General features: G+C 73.7%; 15 protein-coding genes and 1 pseudogene. 12 read left to right on the top strand and 4 right to left on the bottom strand.

Annotated features, from left to right (window positions below):
- Positions 1 to 52: 52 nt before the first annotated feature.
- The gene (gene ppgK, locus QFZ62_RS10835) at positions 53 to 937 is read right to left on the bottom strand and encodes a polyphosphate--glucose phosphotransferase (protein WP_307505457.1); all 885 of its coding nucleotides are present in this window, start codon (positions 935 to 937) and stop codon (positions 53 to 55) included.
- A gap of 375 nt (positions 938 to 1,312) precedes the next feature.
- Here ppgK and QFZ62_RS10840 point away from each other — a divergent pair, with 375 nt between their 5' ends.
- Entirely contained in the window at positions 1,313 to 1,987 is a 675-nt protein-coding gene (locus tag QFZ62_RS10840; RefSeq protein ID WP_307505459.1) for a hypothetical protein, read from the top strand.
- Between the two features lie 2 nt (positions 1,988 to 1,989).
- Positions 1,990 to 2,259: a hypothetical protein gene (locus QFZ62_RS10845; RefSeq protein ID WP_307505461.1), complete on the top strand. Its 270-nt coding sequence runs from the start codon at positions 1,990 to 1,992 to the stop codon at positions 2,257 to 2,259.
- A gap of 136 nt (positions 2,260 to 2,395) precedes the next feature.
- Here the strand turns inward: QFZ62_RS10845 and purB are convergent, their stop codons facing one another.
- The gene (gene purB, locus QFZ62_RS10850) at positions 2,396 to 3,778 is read right to left on the bottom strand and encodes an adenylosuccinate lyase (protein WP_307507773.1); all 1,383 of its coding nucleotides are present in this window, start codon (positions 3,776 to 3,778) and stop codon (positions 2,396 to 2,398) included.
- 60 nt (positions 3,779 to 3,838) lie between these two features.
- Positions 3,839 to 4,318: pseudogene (locus QFZ62_RS10855) on the bottom strand (low molecular weight protein-tyrosine-phosphatase); the annotation flags it as partial.
- 247 nt (positions 4,319 to 4,565) lie between these two features.
- Here QFZ62_RS10855 and QFZ62_RS10860 point away from each other — a divergent pair.
- Together QFZ62_RS10860 and QFZ62_RS10865 are read left to right on the top strand one after the other, a co-directional pair.
- Complete coding sequence (locus QFZ62_RS10860) at positions 4,566 to 4,781, top strand: hypothetical protein (protein ID WP_307505464.1); 216 nt, start codon at positions 4,566 to 4,568, stop codon at positions 4,779 to 4,781.
- Entirely contained in the window at positions 4,778 to 6,145 is a 1,368-nt protein-coding gene (locus QFZ62_RS10865; protein ID WP_307505466.1) for a hypothetical protein, read from the top strand. The genes QFZ62_RS10860 and QFZ62_RS10865 overlap by 4 nt, the downstream gene beginning before the upstream one ends.
- Before the next feature lie 8 nt (positions 6,146 to 6,153).
- On the opposite strand, the gene QFZ62_RS10870 is transcribed toward QFZ62_RS10865, so the two are convergent.
- The gene (locus tag QFZ62_RS10870; protein ID WP_307505470.1) at positions 6,154 to 6,549 is read right to left on the bottom strand and encodes a phage holin family protein; all 396 of its coding nucleotides are present in this window, start codon (positions 6,547 to 6,549) and stop codon (positions 6,154 to 6,156) included.
- Between the two features lie 79 nt (positions 6,550 to 6,628).
- Between QFZ62_RS10870 and QFZ62_RS10875 the strand changes: the two genes are divergently transcribed.
- The 8 genes from QFZ62_RS10875 to QFZ62_RS10910 all read left to right on the top strand — a co-directional run bounded on the left by QFZ62_RS10875 (position 6,629) and on the right by QFZ62_RS10910 (position 14,662).
- The gene (locus QFZ62_RS10875; protein WP_307505473.1) at positions 6,629 to 7,744 is read left to right on the top strand and encodes a pyridoxal phosphate-dependent aminotransferase; all 1,116 of its coding nucleotides are present in this window, start codon (positions 6,629 to 6,631) and stop codon (positions 7,742 to 7,744) included.
- A 9-nt stretch (positions 7,745 to 7,753) separates the two neighbouring features.
- Complete coding sequence (locus QFZ62_RS10880) at positions 7,754 to 8,866, top strand: thiamine pyrophosphate-dependent dehydrogenase E1 component subunit alpha (protein WP_307505475.1); 1,113 nt, start codon at positions 7,754 to 7,756, stop codon at positions 8,864 to 8,866.
- Positions 8,867 to 8,946: 80 nt separating this feature from the next.
- Positions 8,947 to 9,912 (top strand): alpha-ketoacid dehydrogenase subunit beta, encoded by a 966-nt coding sequence (locus tag QFZ62_RS10885; protein ID WP_307507776.1) that lies wholly within the window; start codon positions 8,947 to 8,949, stop codon positions 9,910 to 9,912.
- Positions 9,913 to 9,955: 43 nt separating this feature from the next.
- Entirely contained in the window at positions 9,956 to 11,365 is a 1,410-nt protein-coding gene (locus tag QFZ62_RS10890) for a dihydrolipoamide acetyltransferase family protein (protein WP_307505477.1), read from the top strand.
- Between the two features lie 75 nt (positions 11,366 to 11,440).
- Positions 11,441 to 12,388, top strand: a complete 948-nt coding sequence (locus QFZ62_RS10895) for a metal ABC transporter solute-binding protein, Zn/Mn family (protein WP_307505480.1) — start codon at positions 11,441 to 11,443, stop codon at positions 12,386 to 12,388.
- Entirely contained in the window at positions 12,385 to 13,296 is a 912-nt protein-coding gene (locus QFZ62_RS10900) for a metal ABC transporter ATP-binding protein (protein WP_307505483.1), read from the top strand. Before QFZ62_RS10895 ends, QFZ62_RS10900 begins: the two co-directional genes overlap by 4 nt.
- Positions 13,293 to 14,219: a metal ABC transporter permease gene (locus tag QFZ62_RS10905; protein WP_307505489.1), complete on the top strand. Its 927-nt coding sequence runs from the start codon at positions 13,293 to 13,295 to the stop codon at positions 14,217 to 14,219. Before QFZ62_RS10900 ends, QFZ62_RS10905 begins: the two co-directional genes overlap by 4 nt.
- On the top strand, positions 14,216 to 14,662 hold the full coding sequence (locus QFZ62_RS10910) for a Fur family transcriptional regulator (protein ID WP_307505492.1): 447 nt from the start codon (positions 14,216 to 14,218) through the stop codon (positions 14,660 to 14,662). The genes QFZ62_RS10905 and QFZ62_RS10910 overlap by 4 nt, the downstream gene beginning before the upstream one ends.
- Positions 14,663 to 14,801: the final 139 nt, after the last annotated feature.

A 14,801-nucleotide genomic window follows, 5' to 3' on the forward strand; every position in this document is an offset into this window, starting at 1 on the left:
GGGCAGCGGTCGTCCGGCGGGCGGCGGGCGGCGGCCGCCAGCCGGCACCCGCTCAGTCCGGCGCGACGCCCGCCCGGTGCGCCAGCAGGGCCGCGCCCACCAGTCCGGCGTCGTTGCCGCGGCTCGCCGCGATGATCTCGGTGTCGAGGTGCAGGAACCCCGCGAAGCGCGCGAACTCGTGCGCCGCCGCGCCGCCCACCACGAGGAGGTCGGGCGACATGATCGACTCGAGGTGCCGGTAGTAGCGCTCCAGCCGCGCCGCCCACGCCTCGAACGTGATGCCCTCGCGACGCACCGCGGAGAACGCCGCCTGCATCTCGTAGTCGCCGCCGTCGATGTGCACGTGGCCGAGCTCGCTGTTCGGGATCAGCTTCCCGTCGTGGAGGAGCGCCGTGCCGATGCCCGTGCCGAGGGTGGTGAGGATCACCAGGCCGCCGCGGCCCTGCAGCACCCCGTACTCGAGCTCGGCCACGCCCGCGGCGTCGGCGTCGTTGACCGTGAGGACGTCGATCCCGCTGCGCTCGCGGATCGCGGTGCGCGCGTCCATGCCGAGCCAGCGGTCGGAGATGTGGGCGGAGGACCGGACGATGCCGTCCCGCACGATCCCCGGGACGCCCACCCCCACGGGCAGGTCCTCGTCGGGCGTGAGCTCCAGCACGATCTCCGCGATCACGTCCGCGATGTCCTCGGGCTCGCCGCCGACCGGCTTCGCCACGGTCAGGCGCTCCGTGAGCCGGATCCCGGTGGTGACGTCGACGATGCCGGCCTTGAGGGTCGTCCCGCCGATGTCGATGCCGAGCGCCAGCCGGTCGCGGCGCGCGAGGGCCGATGCGGCGCCCTCGGGTGCGGCGACGACCGCGCGGTCGACCGGGATGAACCCGCCGGCGGGCCGGCCGCTCTCGGAGGCGGGCCGCGGCGCGGTCTCGGGCTGGGGCACGGCGGGGCCTCTCGGTTGCGGGTGCGGAATCGGGTACGGGTGCGGAGTCGTGTGCGTGGCGGGTGGGGAGCGCGGGCGGGGCCTGCTGCGGTGGGGCGCGTGCGGATGGAGCGGCGGGACGGGCGGACCCGGCCGCGCGTCCCGGACCGGCGACCCCTCGGCCGCCGTGGCTCAGAACGCCCGGTGGGCGTAGACGATCCCGCAGGCCACGCCCACGGCGCAGACGACCGCGAGCCCGACGACCGCACCGGCCGCCGCGGCGGCCAGACGGGGAAGGGGACTCGTCACGGACCGAGCCTAGGCCAGCCCGGCGGGCGGTCGCGGCGGGGCCCGGCCGAGCGTCCGCCCAGGAACCCACCGAGTAGGCTGGCCCGGATGGAGAGAGAGGCTGCCGTGTCCGAGGACGAGCTGACGTTCCGGGCGGCGTACTGGCCCGTGCTGCTCGTCCGCGCACTCCCCGCCCTCGCGCTCGCCGCGTTCATCACCTTCTCCAGCGACCACTCGCCGGCCCTCGGGCTCGCCGCGTTCGGCGTCTTCGCGATCGTCTCCGGCCTCGTCACCGCGGGCCTCGGCGCGCGGGCCCTCCGCGGTCCGGCGGCGCGGATCCGCACCGGCGCCGTCGCCCAGGGCGCGATCACCGTGGCGGCCGGCGTCGCCGCGCTCCTCGCCCGGGACGGGGGCGTGCTCGTCCTCCTCTACGTCGTCAGCGTGTGGGCCGCGATCACCGGGTTCCTCGAGCTCGTGTCCGGCATGCGCTCCCGTGGCCGCGTGCCGGGAGCCACCGACGCGATCACCGTGGGCGCGCTCACCGTCGTTCTCGCGATCGCGTTCCTCCTCGTGCCGCCGGACCTCGTCGTCCAGTACGGCGGGGTCGAGCAGCGCGAGGGCCAGCTCACCGCGCCCGTCGTGGCCGTCGGCCTGCTGGGCGCCTACGCGGCGATCGTCGGGGTCTTCCTGGTCATCGCCGCCCTGAGCATGAAATGGGGCACCTCCACGCCCACCGCGACCTCCGCGGCGGACGCCCCCCGGACCACCGAGAGCGCGAGCTGACCGTGACTTCCAACATCCGCAAGGACCGCATGCGACCCGCCGAGCTGCTCGCCATCGCGGCCGGGCTCGCCGCGTTCGTCGGCGTGATCGTCGCGCTGAGCACCCGTCCGGGCGACGCGCAGGCGTGGACCGTCGTCGTCGTCTTCACGGGCGTCGCGTTCATCGGCGCGCTCGTGATGCTCGCCATGCTCGCGCTCTCGTTCAAGCCGAACCGCGACGAGCTCCAGGACCTGGACGACCAGGACCACCCGGATCGACCGACCCGGCACTGACCCGTCGGGCATCGGGGGTCGGCCTCCGGGCTGTCGCCTCCGCTCCCATCCGCCCGCGCGCTCGTCGGCCCGCGCTCCGGGCAGCGCGCCGCTCCAGTCGGAACCGCTCCCGAGGGGCGACCCCGACCGGCCCGCCTCAGAGGATGTGGTCGACCAGCTGCGACGCGAGCCCGGCGTACCCTGCGGGGGTCAGCTCGAGCAGCCGCGCCTTCGCCTGGTCGCCGATGTCGAGCCCGGAGACGAACGCGCGCATCTCGTCGCGCCCGACGCGCTTGCCGCGCGTGAGCTCCTTGAGCACGGCGTACGGGTCGCTGATGGAGCTGCGCCCCGCGACGATCTCCGCGCGGATCACCGTCTGGATCGCCTCGCCGAGGACCTCCCAGTTGGCGTCGAGGTCGGCCGCGAGCAGCGCCCGGTCGACGTCGATCTCGAGGAGCCCGCGGCCGATGTTGTCGAGCGCGAGCAGCGAGTGCCCCAACGCGACGCCGACGTTCCGCTGCGTCGTGGAGTCGGTGAGGTCGCGCTGCAGGCGCGAGGTGACGAGCGTCGAGGCGAGCGAGTCGAGCAGCGCGTCCGAGAGCTCGAGGTTGGCCTCGGCGTTCTCGAACCGGATGGGGTTGATCTTGTGCGGCATGGTCGACGACCCGGTGGCTCCCGCCTGCGGGATCTGCCGGAAGTAGCCCATGGAGATGTAGGTCCACACGTCGGTGCAGAGGTTGTGCAGCACCCGGTTGACGTGCGCGATGCGCGTGTAGAGCTCGGCCTGCCAGTCGTGCGACTCGATCTGCGTGGTGAGCGGGTTCCACACCAGCCCGAGCGAGGTGACGAAGGCGCGGGACTCGGCGGGCCAGTCGACGTCGGCGTCGGCCGCGAGGTGGGCCGCGAAGGTGCCGGTGGCACCGCTGAACTTGCCCAGGACCTCGACGTCCTCCACGTCGGCGCGCAGGCGCTCCAGCCGGTGCACGAACACCGCGAGCTCCTTGCCGAGGGTGGTGGGTGTGGCCGGCTGACCGTGCGTGCGCGACAGCATCGCGTCGTCGCGGAAGAGCAGCGCGCGCTCGCGGAGCGCGCCGATGACCGCGACGAGCTTCGGGAGCCACACCTCGCGCACCGCGCGGTCGATGACGAGCGCGTACGAGAGGTTGTTGATGTCCTCGCTGGTGCAGGCGAAGTGCGTGAGCTCCGCGACCCGACCGAGACCCAGCTCCTCGAGGCGGTCGCGCACGAAGTACTCCACCGCCTTGACGTCGTGCCGCGTGACGGCCTCGACGCGGGCGAGCGCGTCGATCTGCTCCTGCCCGAACCCCGCCACGACCTCGCGCAGCGCCGCCTTCTGCGCGTCCGTGAACGGCGCGGAGGAGAGGAGCGAGCGGTCGGTGAGGTGGATGAGCCACTCGATCTCGACGTGGATGCGCGCCCGGTTGAGACCCGCCTCCGAGAGGTGCTCGCCGAGCTCGGTGACGACGGGGGCGTAGCGGCCGTCGAGGGGGCTCAGCACCTGCGGGGGCAACGGGCTCATGCGGGGTGATCTCCTAGCTGGGGGACGGATGCCGGGCTCCACCTGCGCGAGGAGGGCCCGGGAGGCTCGGTCTATCATCCCAAGAACCCGGTCGAACATCGCCGCGTCGGTGTAGTACGGGTCGGGCACGTCTCGCAGGTGCGCCTGTGGAGGATCGAACGACAGCAGCAGGTGGATCTTCGCCCGGTCCGCCTCCGTCCGGGCCCACTGCCGCAGCGTTCGCTCCTGGCCGCGGTCGAACACGACGACCAGGTCGAGGTCGGGGAGCGCGTCCGGGTCGAACTGCTTGGCGCGGTGGGCGGCGCCCGACAGCCCGCGCCGCTCGAGCGCGGCCAGCGTCCGCTCGTCCGCCTGCTCGCCCACGTGCCAGTCGCCCGTGCCCGCGCTCGTCACGGACACGCGGTCCGCGTGGCCGGCACGCTGCACCAGGTCCCGGAACACGACCTCCGCCATCGGCGAGCGGCAGATGTTGCCCGTGCAGACGAAGGCGATCCGGAAGACGGGTGGCGCCGTCGGGGCCGGAGGGTCGGGGGCTCCCATGCGCTCATTCTGTCGGCTGCGCTCCCTCCCCACATCCCCGGGCACGGGCTCCGTCCCCGGATGACGGCCCCCACTGCGTCGCGGGCTCCCTCGCGGGCACGATGCGAGTCGACGGGCAGATGGAGGGGACGCGGTGCAGGAGCGGGCGGATGCGGCAGGTGAGGGAGGTGGCGAGCCGCTCGGGCTGACGCCGGGGCACGGCGGGGGAGGGACGCCGGGCCAGCTGCGCGTCGAGGAGCGCGCACGCGTGCACGCGCTCGCGGCGCTCGCGGACGCGGTGGCGGAGACCGGACGCGACGTCGCGTCGTGCGGCGACGATCCGTCCTGGTCCGGGCGCGCGCACGACGCGTACGCCCGGGCGCTGGACGACCTGGCCGGGCGGATCGCCCTCGCCGCGACCCTGCTCCACGACGCCCGTGCTGCTGCGGGCTCCGCGTCCGGCTGTCCCGGGGTCCGTCCGTGAGCGACGCCACGGCCCCGGGCCTCACGGTGACCGTCGGCGGCGCCACCGTCGTCGTCACGGACGATCTCACGCGCCTCGCCGCGCGACTCGACCACACGGGGGAGCGCCTCGAGCAGCATGCAGTGGCGCTCGCCCTGCCGCCGCTCGTCGCCACGATCGGGGGCGAGCACGACGCGGGCCTCGACGTGCCGCGCGGCCTCCTGTCCTCCGCCGCGCACGACGCGCGGTCCCTCGCCGTCGACCTGCGCCGCGCCGCCGCCGAGTACGCGGACGGGGAGCGCGACGTGGCCCGGTGCGTCCGTGCCGCGTCGGGCGAGGGGGGCGGCGCGCTCGCCGCGGGCACGGGCAGCGGCGGCCTCCTCGGCGACGCCGCCCGGTCCGCGGCCGACGGGATCCGGCTGCTCGGGGTCGACGGCATGATCGCGCGCCGGCCCGACGGACCGGGGCGGCTGATGCTGCCGGCGGCCGTCCGGGACGTCGTGTCGGACGTCGCCGCCGCGGCCACGCGTCTCGTGCCGCCTGCCGGCGCGCACGATGCGGACGTCCGGCAGACGGCCGCGGGCCTCCTGGGCCTGCTCGGCGCCGTCGGCCTCCTGCGGGACGCGCCCGCGTCCGTGCGCGCACGACCCGACGCCCTCCGGCCGGCGCCGTCGTCCCTCACCGACCTCGCCGACCGGATCCCCGACCCCGTCCCCGGGGCTCCGCAGATGCGCGTCGAGGAGTACCGCGCGCCCGACGGCGGCCGCCGCTTCGTCGCCTACCTCGGCGGGATGCAGACGCTGGACCCGCGCACGGGCCGCGAGGAGTTCGGCCCGGCCTCCGCGACCGCCGCCCTCGCGACGGAGGGCGGCTCCGCGGTCCGCGCCGCGGAGACCGCGCTCCGCGAGGCGGGCGTCACCGCGGACGACGAGGTGTACGTCGTGGGCTACTCGATGGGCGGGATCCTCGCGCGCTCGGTCGGCGACGACCCGGGCTTCCACGTCACCCACGAGCTCACCTTCGGCTCCCCGCTCGGGCAGCTGCCGATGCGACCGGGCGTCGACGGCGTGGCGGTGGAGCACACGGACGATCCGGTCCCCGCGCTCGGGGGCGTGCGCTCCTCCGACGGCGACGCGGGCGACGACGTCGTGGTGCGCGCACCCGCATACGGCCCCACGGCGTCGGCGGGTCCCCTGGACGCGCACCAGCTCCCGACCTACCGCGCGACCGCGGCGGAGATGGACGCCTCGCGCTCGCCGCGGCTCGTGGAGGCGCGCGAGGGGCTCCACCGCTTCCTCGACGGGGCGACGCCGGTCGCATCCCGCCTCTACCGGGCGGAGCGCCCGCCCGTCATGCCGGCGATCCCCACGGAGGGCACCCGGTGAGCGACGGGTCAGCCCCTCGCGGTCACGGGGCGCAGCACGAGGCCCACGAGCCAGCTGAACACCGCCATGAGGAGCGCGCCGAGCACGCCCCACCAGAAGCCCTCCACCGTGAGGCCGAAGCCGAGGGCGTCGGAGATCGCGCCCACCAGGAGGAAGAGCAGGCCGTTCACGACGAGCGAGATGAGCCCGAGCGTGAGGATGTAGAGGGGGAACGCCACGATGCGGATCGCGGTGCCGATCACGCCGTTCACGATGCCGAAGATCGCGCCCAGCAGGAGGTAGGTGAGCACGGTGGCCGTGACGTCGCCGGGTGCGTAGGCGGTCACGACCGTGCCGGAGACGATGAGCGTGGTGAGCCAGAGCGCGACGGCGTTGATCACGACGCGGACGAGGAATCGGGGCATGCGCCGATCCTCGCAGACGGCGCCCCGGCCGGCCAGGGACGGCCGGGGCACGGCCGGGCGCCGCCCGTAGAATCGCCCGGTGACCCCCGAACCCGCGCCCCTCCACCCCGCGGCCCCCGTGCGGCTCCGCCCCGCCATCGCGGCCATGGTCGCGTACCGCCAGGGCAAGCCCGCCGGTGAGGACGACTTCAAGCTCTCGAGCAACGAGAACCCCTTCGACCCGCTGCCCTCCGTGCTGGCCCGCATCGACCAGGTCCGCGACGTCAACCGCTACCCGGACGCGGGGGCGACCCTGCTGCGCACCGCGCTCGCCGAGCGCTTCGGCGTCACGGTCGACCACGTGCACGCGGGTGCCGGATCCGTCGCGATCCTCTCGCAGCTCATCACGGCCGCGGCCGGCCCGGGCGACGAGGTCGTCCACGCGTGGCGCTCCTTCGAGGCGTACCCCACGCTCATCACGGTCGCAGGAGCCACGGGCGTCCCGATCCCGAACCTCCCCGACCACTCGCACGACGTCGACGGCATGATCGCGGCCCTCACCGACCGCACGCGCGTCGTCATCGTGTGCACCCCGAACAACCCCACGGGCACGCTCGTGAGCCGGGAGGACCTCGAGCGCCTGCTCGCGGCCGTCCCGCGCGACGTGCTCGTGCTGCTCGACGAGGCCTACGGCGAGTTCGTCGCGCCGGAGCATGCCCTCGACGGCATGCGCCTCGTGGCCGACCACCCGAACCTCGTCGTCCTCCGCACGTTCTCCAAGGCTTACGGGCTCGCGGGACTGCGGATCGGCTACGCGGTCGGGCACCCGCGGATCCTCGACGCGGCCCGCTCCGCGGCCATCCCACTGTCCGTCACGGGCCACGCGCAGCACGCGGCGCTCGCGTCGCTCGAGCACGAGGACGAGCTCCTGGAGCGCGTCGCCGTCCTCGCCCGTGACCGCGACGAGGCCTGGCGCGCGCTCACCGAGCAGGGCTGGGAGGTCCCGCGCCCGCACGGCAACTTCGTCTGGCTGGCCACGGGCGCCGAGACGGCCGAGGTGGAGGCGCAGCTCGCCGCCGCCGGGCTGGTCGTCCGCGCGTTCGGATCCGAGGGGATCCGCGTCACCGTCGGCGAGCCCGCCTCTGTCCGGAAGCTACTGAACGCGTCGGCGGAGATTGTCCGGGGGCTGCCGGAGGGCCACCCGGCGCGCCGGTAGGTTGGGACGATGCCGGAAAGCGATGTGACGGTCCAGCTCCTGACCCCCGCGGGCGAGCTCGCACCGAGCGACTCCGCGGAGGAGTTCCTCCCCTACTTCGAGCGACTCACGGAGGACGACCACAGCGGCTTCCTCCGCGACATGCGCCTCACGCGGGCGTTCGACCTCGAGGCCACCAACCTCCAGCGCCAGGGCCACCTCGGCCTGTGGGCGCCGAGCACCGGCCAGGAGGCGGCGCAGGTCGGATCCGGCCGGGCCACGCGCCCGCAGGACCACGTGTTCCCCGCGTACCGCGAGCACGGCGTCGCGCTGATCCGGGGCATCGACCCCGTCGACATCGTGCGCCTCATGCGCGGCGTCACCCACGGCGGCTGGGATCCGGCGGCCGGCAACTTCCACCTCTACACGCTGGTCATCGGCTCGCAGGCCCTGCACGCCACGGGCTACGCGATGGGCGTGGCGTTCGACGGCGATGTGGCGACGGGCGACCCCGACCGCGACACGGCCGTCATCGCCTACTACGGCGACGGCGCCACCAGCCAGGGGGACGTCAGCGAGGCGTTCGTCTTCGCCGCGAGCTTCCAGACCCCGCAGGTCTTCTTCCTCCAGAACAACCACTGGGCGATCTCGGTGCCCGTCTCCACGCAGTCGCGGACGCCCCTGTACCTCCGCTCCCGCGGCTTCGGGGTGCCCAGCACGCAGGTCGACGGCAACGACGTGTTCGCGAGCTACGCCGTGACGGCCAAGCACCTCGACGACGCGCGCAACGGCCGCGGCCCGTCCTTCATCGAGGCCCTCACGTACCGCGTCGGCGCGCACACGTCGAGTGACGACCCGACGAAGTACCGCACCGACGACGAGCTGCAGGGCTGGGTCGCGAAGGACCCCATCGCCCGCCTCGAGGCGTACCTGCGCGGCCAGGGCGCGCCGCAGTCCCTGTTCGACGGCATCGACGAGGAGGCGAGGGACCTCGCGTCCGACGTGCGCCGCCGCACCATCGAGCTCACCGGCCCGCCGCTGTCGGGCATCTTCGACCACGTCTACTCCGATCCGCACAGCGTCACCGCGGAGCAGCGCGAGTGGCTCGAGCGCTACGAGGCCTCGCTGGGAGGGACCCGATGACCGACACCATCGACCGCGCCGAGGCCGCCGGGGCCGCCGGGACGGGCGCCGCGGACGGCGCGCCCGCCGGCATCGAGAGCATGCCCATGGCGAAGGCCCTCAACGCCGGCCTGCGCCGTGCGCTCGAGGAGGACGACAAGGTCCTGCTCATGGGCGAGGACATCGGCCCGCTGGGCGGCGTCTTCCGCATCACCGAGCACCTGCAGCGCGACTTCGGCGACCGCCGGGTCATCGACACCCCGCTCGCCGAGTCCGGCATCGTCGGCACCGCCATCGGCCTGGCCATGCGCGGCTACCGGCCCGTGTGCGAGATCCAGTTCGACGGCTTCATCTACCCGGCCTTCGACCAGATCACGAGCCAGCTCGCCAAGATCACGAACCGGCACGAGGGCGCCCTGCGCATGCCCGTCGTGATCCGCGTGCCCTACGGCGGCCACATCGGCGCCATCGAGCACCACCAGGAGAGCCCCGAGGCGTACTTCGCGCACACGCCCGGCCTCCGCGTGGTCAGCCCGAGCACTCCGCACGACGCCTACTGGATGATCCAGGAGGCCATCCGGTCGGACGACCCGGTTATGTTCTTCGAGCCCAAGGCCCGCTACCGGCCGAAGGGCGAGGTCGACTTCTCCGCGCCCGGCATCGGCCTGCACGAGAGCCGCGTCGTCCGCTCCGGCACCGACGTCACGCTGGTCGGCCACGGCGCCATGGTGTCCATGCTGCTGCAGGCCGCGGAGCTCGCGGCCGAGGAGGGCACGAGCGTCGAGGTCGTGGACCTGCGCTCGCTCTCGCCCGTCGACTACGGGCCGATCCTCGAGTCCGTCCAGCGCACCGGCCGCCTGGTCGTCGCGCAGGAGGCGCCGGGCCACGTGTCCGTCGGCTCCGAGATCGCGGCCACCGTCACCGAGCGCGCGTTCTACTCGCTCGAGGCGCCGGTGATCCGCGTCTCCGGCTTCGACGCCCCGTTCCCGCCCGCGAAGCTCGAGACGCTGTACCTCCCGGATGCCGACCGCATCCTCGAGGCCGTCGACCGCTCGCTCGCCTACTAGACGCCGCCCGCCGCCCGCGCGGCACGGAGAAGAGGACCGCACGATGGCTGATTCCGAGTTCACCCTGCCCGACGTGGGCGAGGGCCTCATCGACGCCGAGATCGTCTCGTGGCGCGTGCAGCCGGGCGACCAGGTGGCGCTCAACCAGGTGATCGTCGAGATCGAGACGGCGAAGTCGCTCGTGGAGCTGCCGAGCCCGTTCGCGGGCACGGTCTCCGGGCTGCTCGTGCAGGAGGGCCAGACCGTCGAGGTGGGCACCCCGATCATCGCGATCGCGCAGGGCACCCCGGGCCTGTCCGGCCCGGCCGAGACGCCCGCGCAGATGGCGCTGCCGAACGAGACGGTGATCGAGGACGACACGGCCATCGAGAGCCGCGAGCCCGCCGCGCCGCCCGCGCCCGCCGCCGAGGAGACCTCGGGCGCCGTGCTCGTGGGCTACGGCACGGTCGGCAAGGTCGCGAGCCGTCGGCGCCGCACGGAGCAGGGCGACGCGGCCCCCGCCGCCGCGCGACCGGTGACACGTGCCGGCGCGCCGGCCGGCGCCCCCGCCGCACGGGCCCCGCGCCCCGCGTCGGTGCCCGCCGCGTCGGCCGCGCCGATCATCGCGAAGCCCCCCATCCGCAAGCTCGCGAAGGACCTCGAGGTCGACCTCGCCGAGGTGGAGGCCACCGGCCTCGTCGGCGAGATCACGCGCGAGGACGTCATCCGCACCGCCCAGCAGGCGAGCGTCTTCAAGAACATCGAGACGCCCGAGTGGCCGGACGCGCGCGAGGACCGGATCCCCGTCAAGGGTGTGCGCAAGGTCATCGCCGCCGCCATGGTGCAGAGCGCGTTCCAGGCGCCGCACGTGAGCCTCTTCGTGGACGTCGACGCGACCCGCACGATGGAGTTCGTCAAGCGCCTCAAGTCCTCCACCGACTTCGCCGGCGTCAAGGTCTCGCCGCTGCTCATCATGGCGAAGGCGATGATCTGGGCCGTGCGCCGGAACCCCACGGTGAACTCCTCGTGGACCGACCAGGAGATCATCGTCCGCCACTACGTGAACCTGGGGGTCGCCGCCGCGACGCCGCGCGGCCTCGTCGTGCCGAACGTCAAGGAGGCGCAGGCCATGTCGCTCCTCGAGCTCGCCCGCGCGCTCGAGCAGCTCACGCTCACGGCCCGTGACGGGAAGACGAGCCCGGCGGACATGAACCAGGGCACGATCACGCTCACGAACATCGGCGTCTTCGGCATGGACACCGGCACGCCGATCCTCAACCCGGGCGAGGTCGCCATCGTCGCGCTCGGCACCATCAAGCAGAAGCCCTGGGTCGTCGACGGCGAGGTGCGCCCGCGCTTCGTCACGACCATCGGCGCGAGCTTCGACCACCGCGTGGTCGACGGCGACGTGGCGAGCCGCTTCCTGGCGGACGTCGCGAGCATCATCGAGGAGCCGGCGCTGCTCCTGGATTGACGCGGGTCGGCGGAGCATCCCCAGCGGGGCCCTGTTGGTACTGACAACCGTTCTCAGTACCGTATCGTCGGATCCATGAACCGTCGCCCCCTCACCGCCCTGCTCGCCGTCTCGCTCCTCGCCGTCCCCCTCGCGGGCTGCGCCTCCGGATCCGACGGCCCGTCCGCCGGCGCCTCGGCATCCGCCGACGGCGCGCTCGAGGTCGTGGCGTCGACCGACGTCTACGGCGACATCGCGAAGCGGATCGGCGGCGACGACGTGAAGGTCACCTCGATCATCGACAGCCCGGACAAGGACCCGCACGAGTACCAGGCCACCTCGCGCGACCAGCTGGCGCTCTCCACCGCCGACGTCGTGATCCAGAACGGCGGCGGCTACGACGACTTCATCGACACGATGGTGAAGGCCCTGCCGGATCCCGGGAGCCACGTCCTCCTGAACGCCTCGGACATCTCGGGCTACGACCAGGAGCCCGCCGAGGGCGAGTTCAACGAGCACATGTGGTACGACGTGCCCACGATGAAGAAGCTGGCCGCGGAGATCGCGCAGGCGCTCGCGAAGGCCGACGACGCGGGCTCCTCGACCTTCGAGGCCAACGAGGAGGCCTTCACGGAGGAGCTCGACGGCATCGCCGCCGCCGAGGCGGAAGCCAAGGCGGCCGGCACCGGCAAGGGCGTCGCCATCACCGAGCCCGTGCCGCTGTACCTCACGACGGCGATGGGCCTCGAGAACCGCACTCCGGACGAGTTCAGCGAGGCCATCGAGGAGGGCACCGACGTGCCCGCCGACGTGCTCGCCGAGACCCTCGCCCTGTTCTCGGAGAAGCAGGTCGCCGCGCTCGTCTACAACGCGCAGACCACGGGCACCACGACGGACCAGGTCGTCGCCGCCGCGAAGGCCGCCGGCATCCCGGTGGTCCCCGTCACCGAGACGCTCCCCGCCGACCTGCCCGCGGGCAGCGGGTACGTTGAGTGGATGACCGAGAACGTCGACGCCGTGGCCTCCGCGATCCGGGGATCGTGACCGGCGCACCCGTCCTGAGCCTCCGGGACGCGACGCTCTCGTTCGGCGCGCGCACCCTCTGGAGCGGACTCGACCTCGACGTGGCGCCCGGCGAGTTCGTCGCGGTCCTCGGCCCGAACGGGTCCGGCAAGACCAGCTTCCTGAAGTCCGTCCTCGGCGCCCAGCGCCTCACGTCGGGGGAGATGCGCTTCCTCGGCGAGCCGGTGCGCCGCGGTGCCCGGCGCATCGGCTACGTCCCGCAGCAGAAGCTGATCACGGCGTCCACGCCCGTGCGCGCCCGGGACCTCGTCGGCTTCGGCGTCACCGGACACCGCTGGGGGCTGCCCGTCGGCCGCCGTGCGGAGCGCGCGCGGGTCGACGAGCTGCTCGACGCGGTCGGTGCGACGGCCTACGCCGACGCGCCCGTCGCGACCCTCTCGGGCGGGGAGCAGCAGCGGCTGCGGGTGGCCCAGGCCCTCGCGTCGGATCCGCGGCTCCTCCTCTGCGACGAGCCCCTGCTCAGCCTCGACCTCGGCCACCAGCGCGTGGTCAGCGAGCTCATCGACCGGCACCGCCGCGAGACCGACGCCGCGGTGGTGTTCGTGACGCACGACGTCAACCCGGTGCTCGACATGGTCGACCGCGTCCTCTACCTCGTGGGCGGGCGGTTCCGCATCGGCACGCCCGACGAGGTCCTCGACTCCGAGGTCCTCAGCTCGCTCTACGGCACGCCCGTGGACGTGATGCGCGTGCGCGGCCGCGTGGTCGTGGTGGGCGCCACCGACGACCCGCACGGGCACCACTCGCACGACGACGAGGACCACGACGCGCACGGCGACCACGGTCCGCACGGCGTGCACGGGCACGCCGCGGCCGTCGGCTCCGCCAGCGCGCCGGGCGTCGGCTCCACCGACGGGAGGGCCGCGTGATCCACCTGCTCGCGGACGCGGGCGACGTCTGGTCGCGCCTGTTCGACTTCTCCGACTACGGCGCGCTCGTCGCGCTGCTGCGGAACAGCATCATCGCCGGCGCCGTGCTCGGCATCGTGGGCGGCCTCATCGGCGTCTTCGTGATGACGCGCGACCTCGCCTTCGCGGTCCACGGCGTGAGCGAGCTCTCGTTCGCGGGCGCGGCGGCGGCCCTGCTGCTCGGCGTGAACGTCGTCGGCGGATCCCTCGTCGGGTCGCTCATCGCGGCGGTCGCCATCGGCGTGCTCGGCACCCGGGCGAAGGACCGCAACTCGATCATCGCCGTGATCATGCCGTTCGGCCTGGGCCTCGGCATCCTCTTCCTCGCCCTGTACGACGGACGCGCCAGCAACAAGTTCGGCCTGCTCACCGGGCAGATCGTGTCGGTCGACAACCCGCAGCTCGGCTACCTCGTCGCGATCGGGGCCGTGGTCATCCTCGGCCTCGCCCTCGTCTGGCGGCCCCTCATGTTCGCGAGCGTCGACCCCGACGTGGCGGCCGCGCGCGGCGTCCCCGTGCGCCTGCTCTCCATCGTGTTCATGGTCCTGCTGGGGCTCGGCACGGCGGTCTCCATCCAGATCGTCGGCGCGCTGCTGGTGCTGTCGATCCTCGTGACCCCGGCCGCGGCGGCCATGCGCGTCTCGTCGACGCCGCGGGTCGTCGTCTCCCTCAGCGTGCTGTTCGCGCTGGCGAGCATCGTCGGCGGCATCATGCTCGCGCTCGGCAGCAGCATCCCCATCAGCCCGTACGTCACCACCATCTCGTTCACCATCTACCTGGTGTGCCGCGGCATCGACGCCCTCCGGGCGCGCAGCGGCACGTCGGGCGGGACGCGTACCCTGACAGGGCGGGGAGGATCGCCCGCCGAGAGGGCACGGGCATGAAGCGGAACACGTGGCAGCGGGAGGCCGTCCGGCAGGCGCTGGACGCATCGGCCGACTTCGTGAGCGCGCAGCGGCTGCACGCCCGCCTGCACGACGCCGGATCCCCCATCGGCCTGGCCACCGTCTACCGCGCGCTCGGCGACCTGGCCGCGGAGGGCGACGCCGACTCGCTGCAGTCGCCCGACGGCGAGGCGCTGTACCGCACCTGCGACACGGGCGGCCACCACCACCACCTCATCTGCCGCGTCTGCGGCAAGACGGTGGAGATCGCGGCCGACGAGGTCGAGTCCTGGGCGCACGACGTCGCCGCGCGCAACGGCTTCACGGCGCCGACCCACGTGGTCGACGTCTTCGGCCTCTGCGCCGAGTGCACCCGCCGGGCGGCCGACGCGGCGTCCGACAGCGCGTCCGCGAGCCCGTCGGGGGCGCCCGCATCCGCATGATCCCGGACCTCCGGCTTGCGCCCGGGCGTGTCGTCGCGTAGCCTCGATCCTTGGCCGAGCGGCTCATCCGCTCGCATGTGCGCCCGACCCCCTCTCTCGAGATCCGGGGACGGGCGTGCCGACAAGAAATCTTGGGTAG

The sequence above is a fragment of the Clavibacter sp. B3I6 genome (assembly GCF_030816895.1).
Taxonomy (GTDB): Bacteria; Actinomycetota; Actinomycetes; order Actinomycetales; family Microbacteriaceae; genus Clavibacter.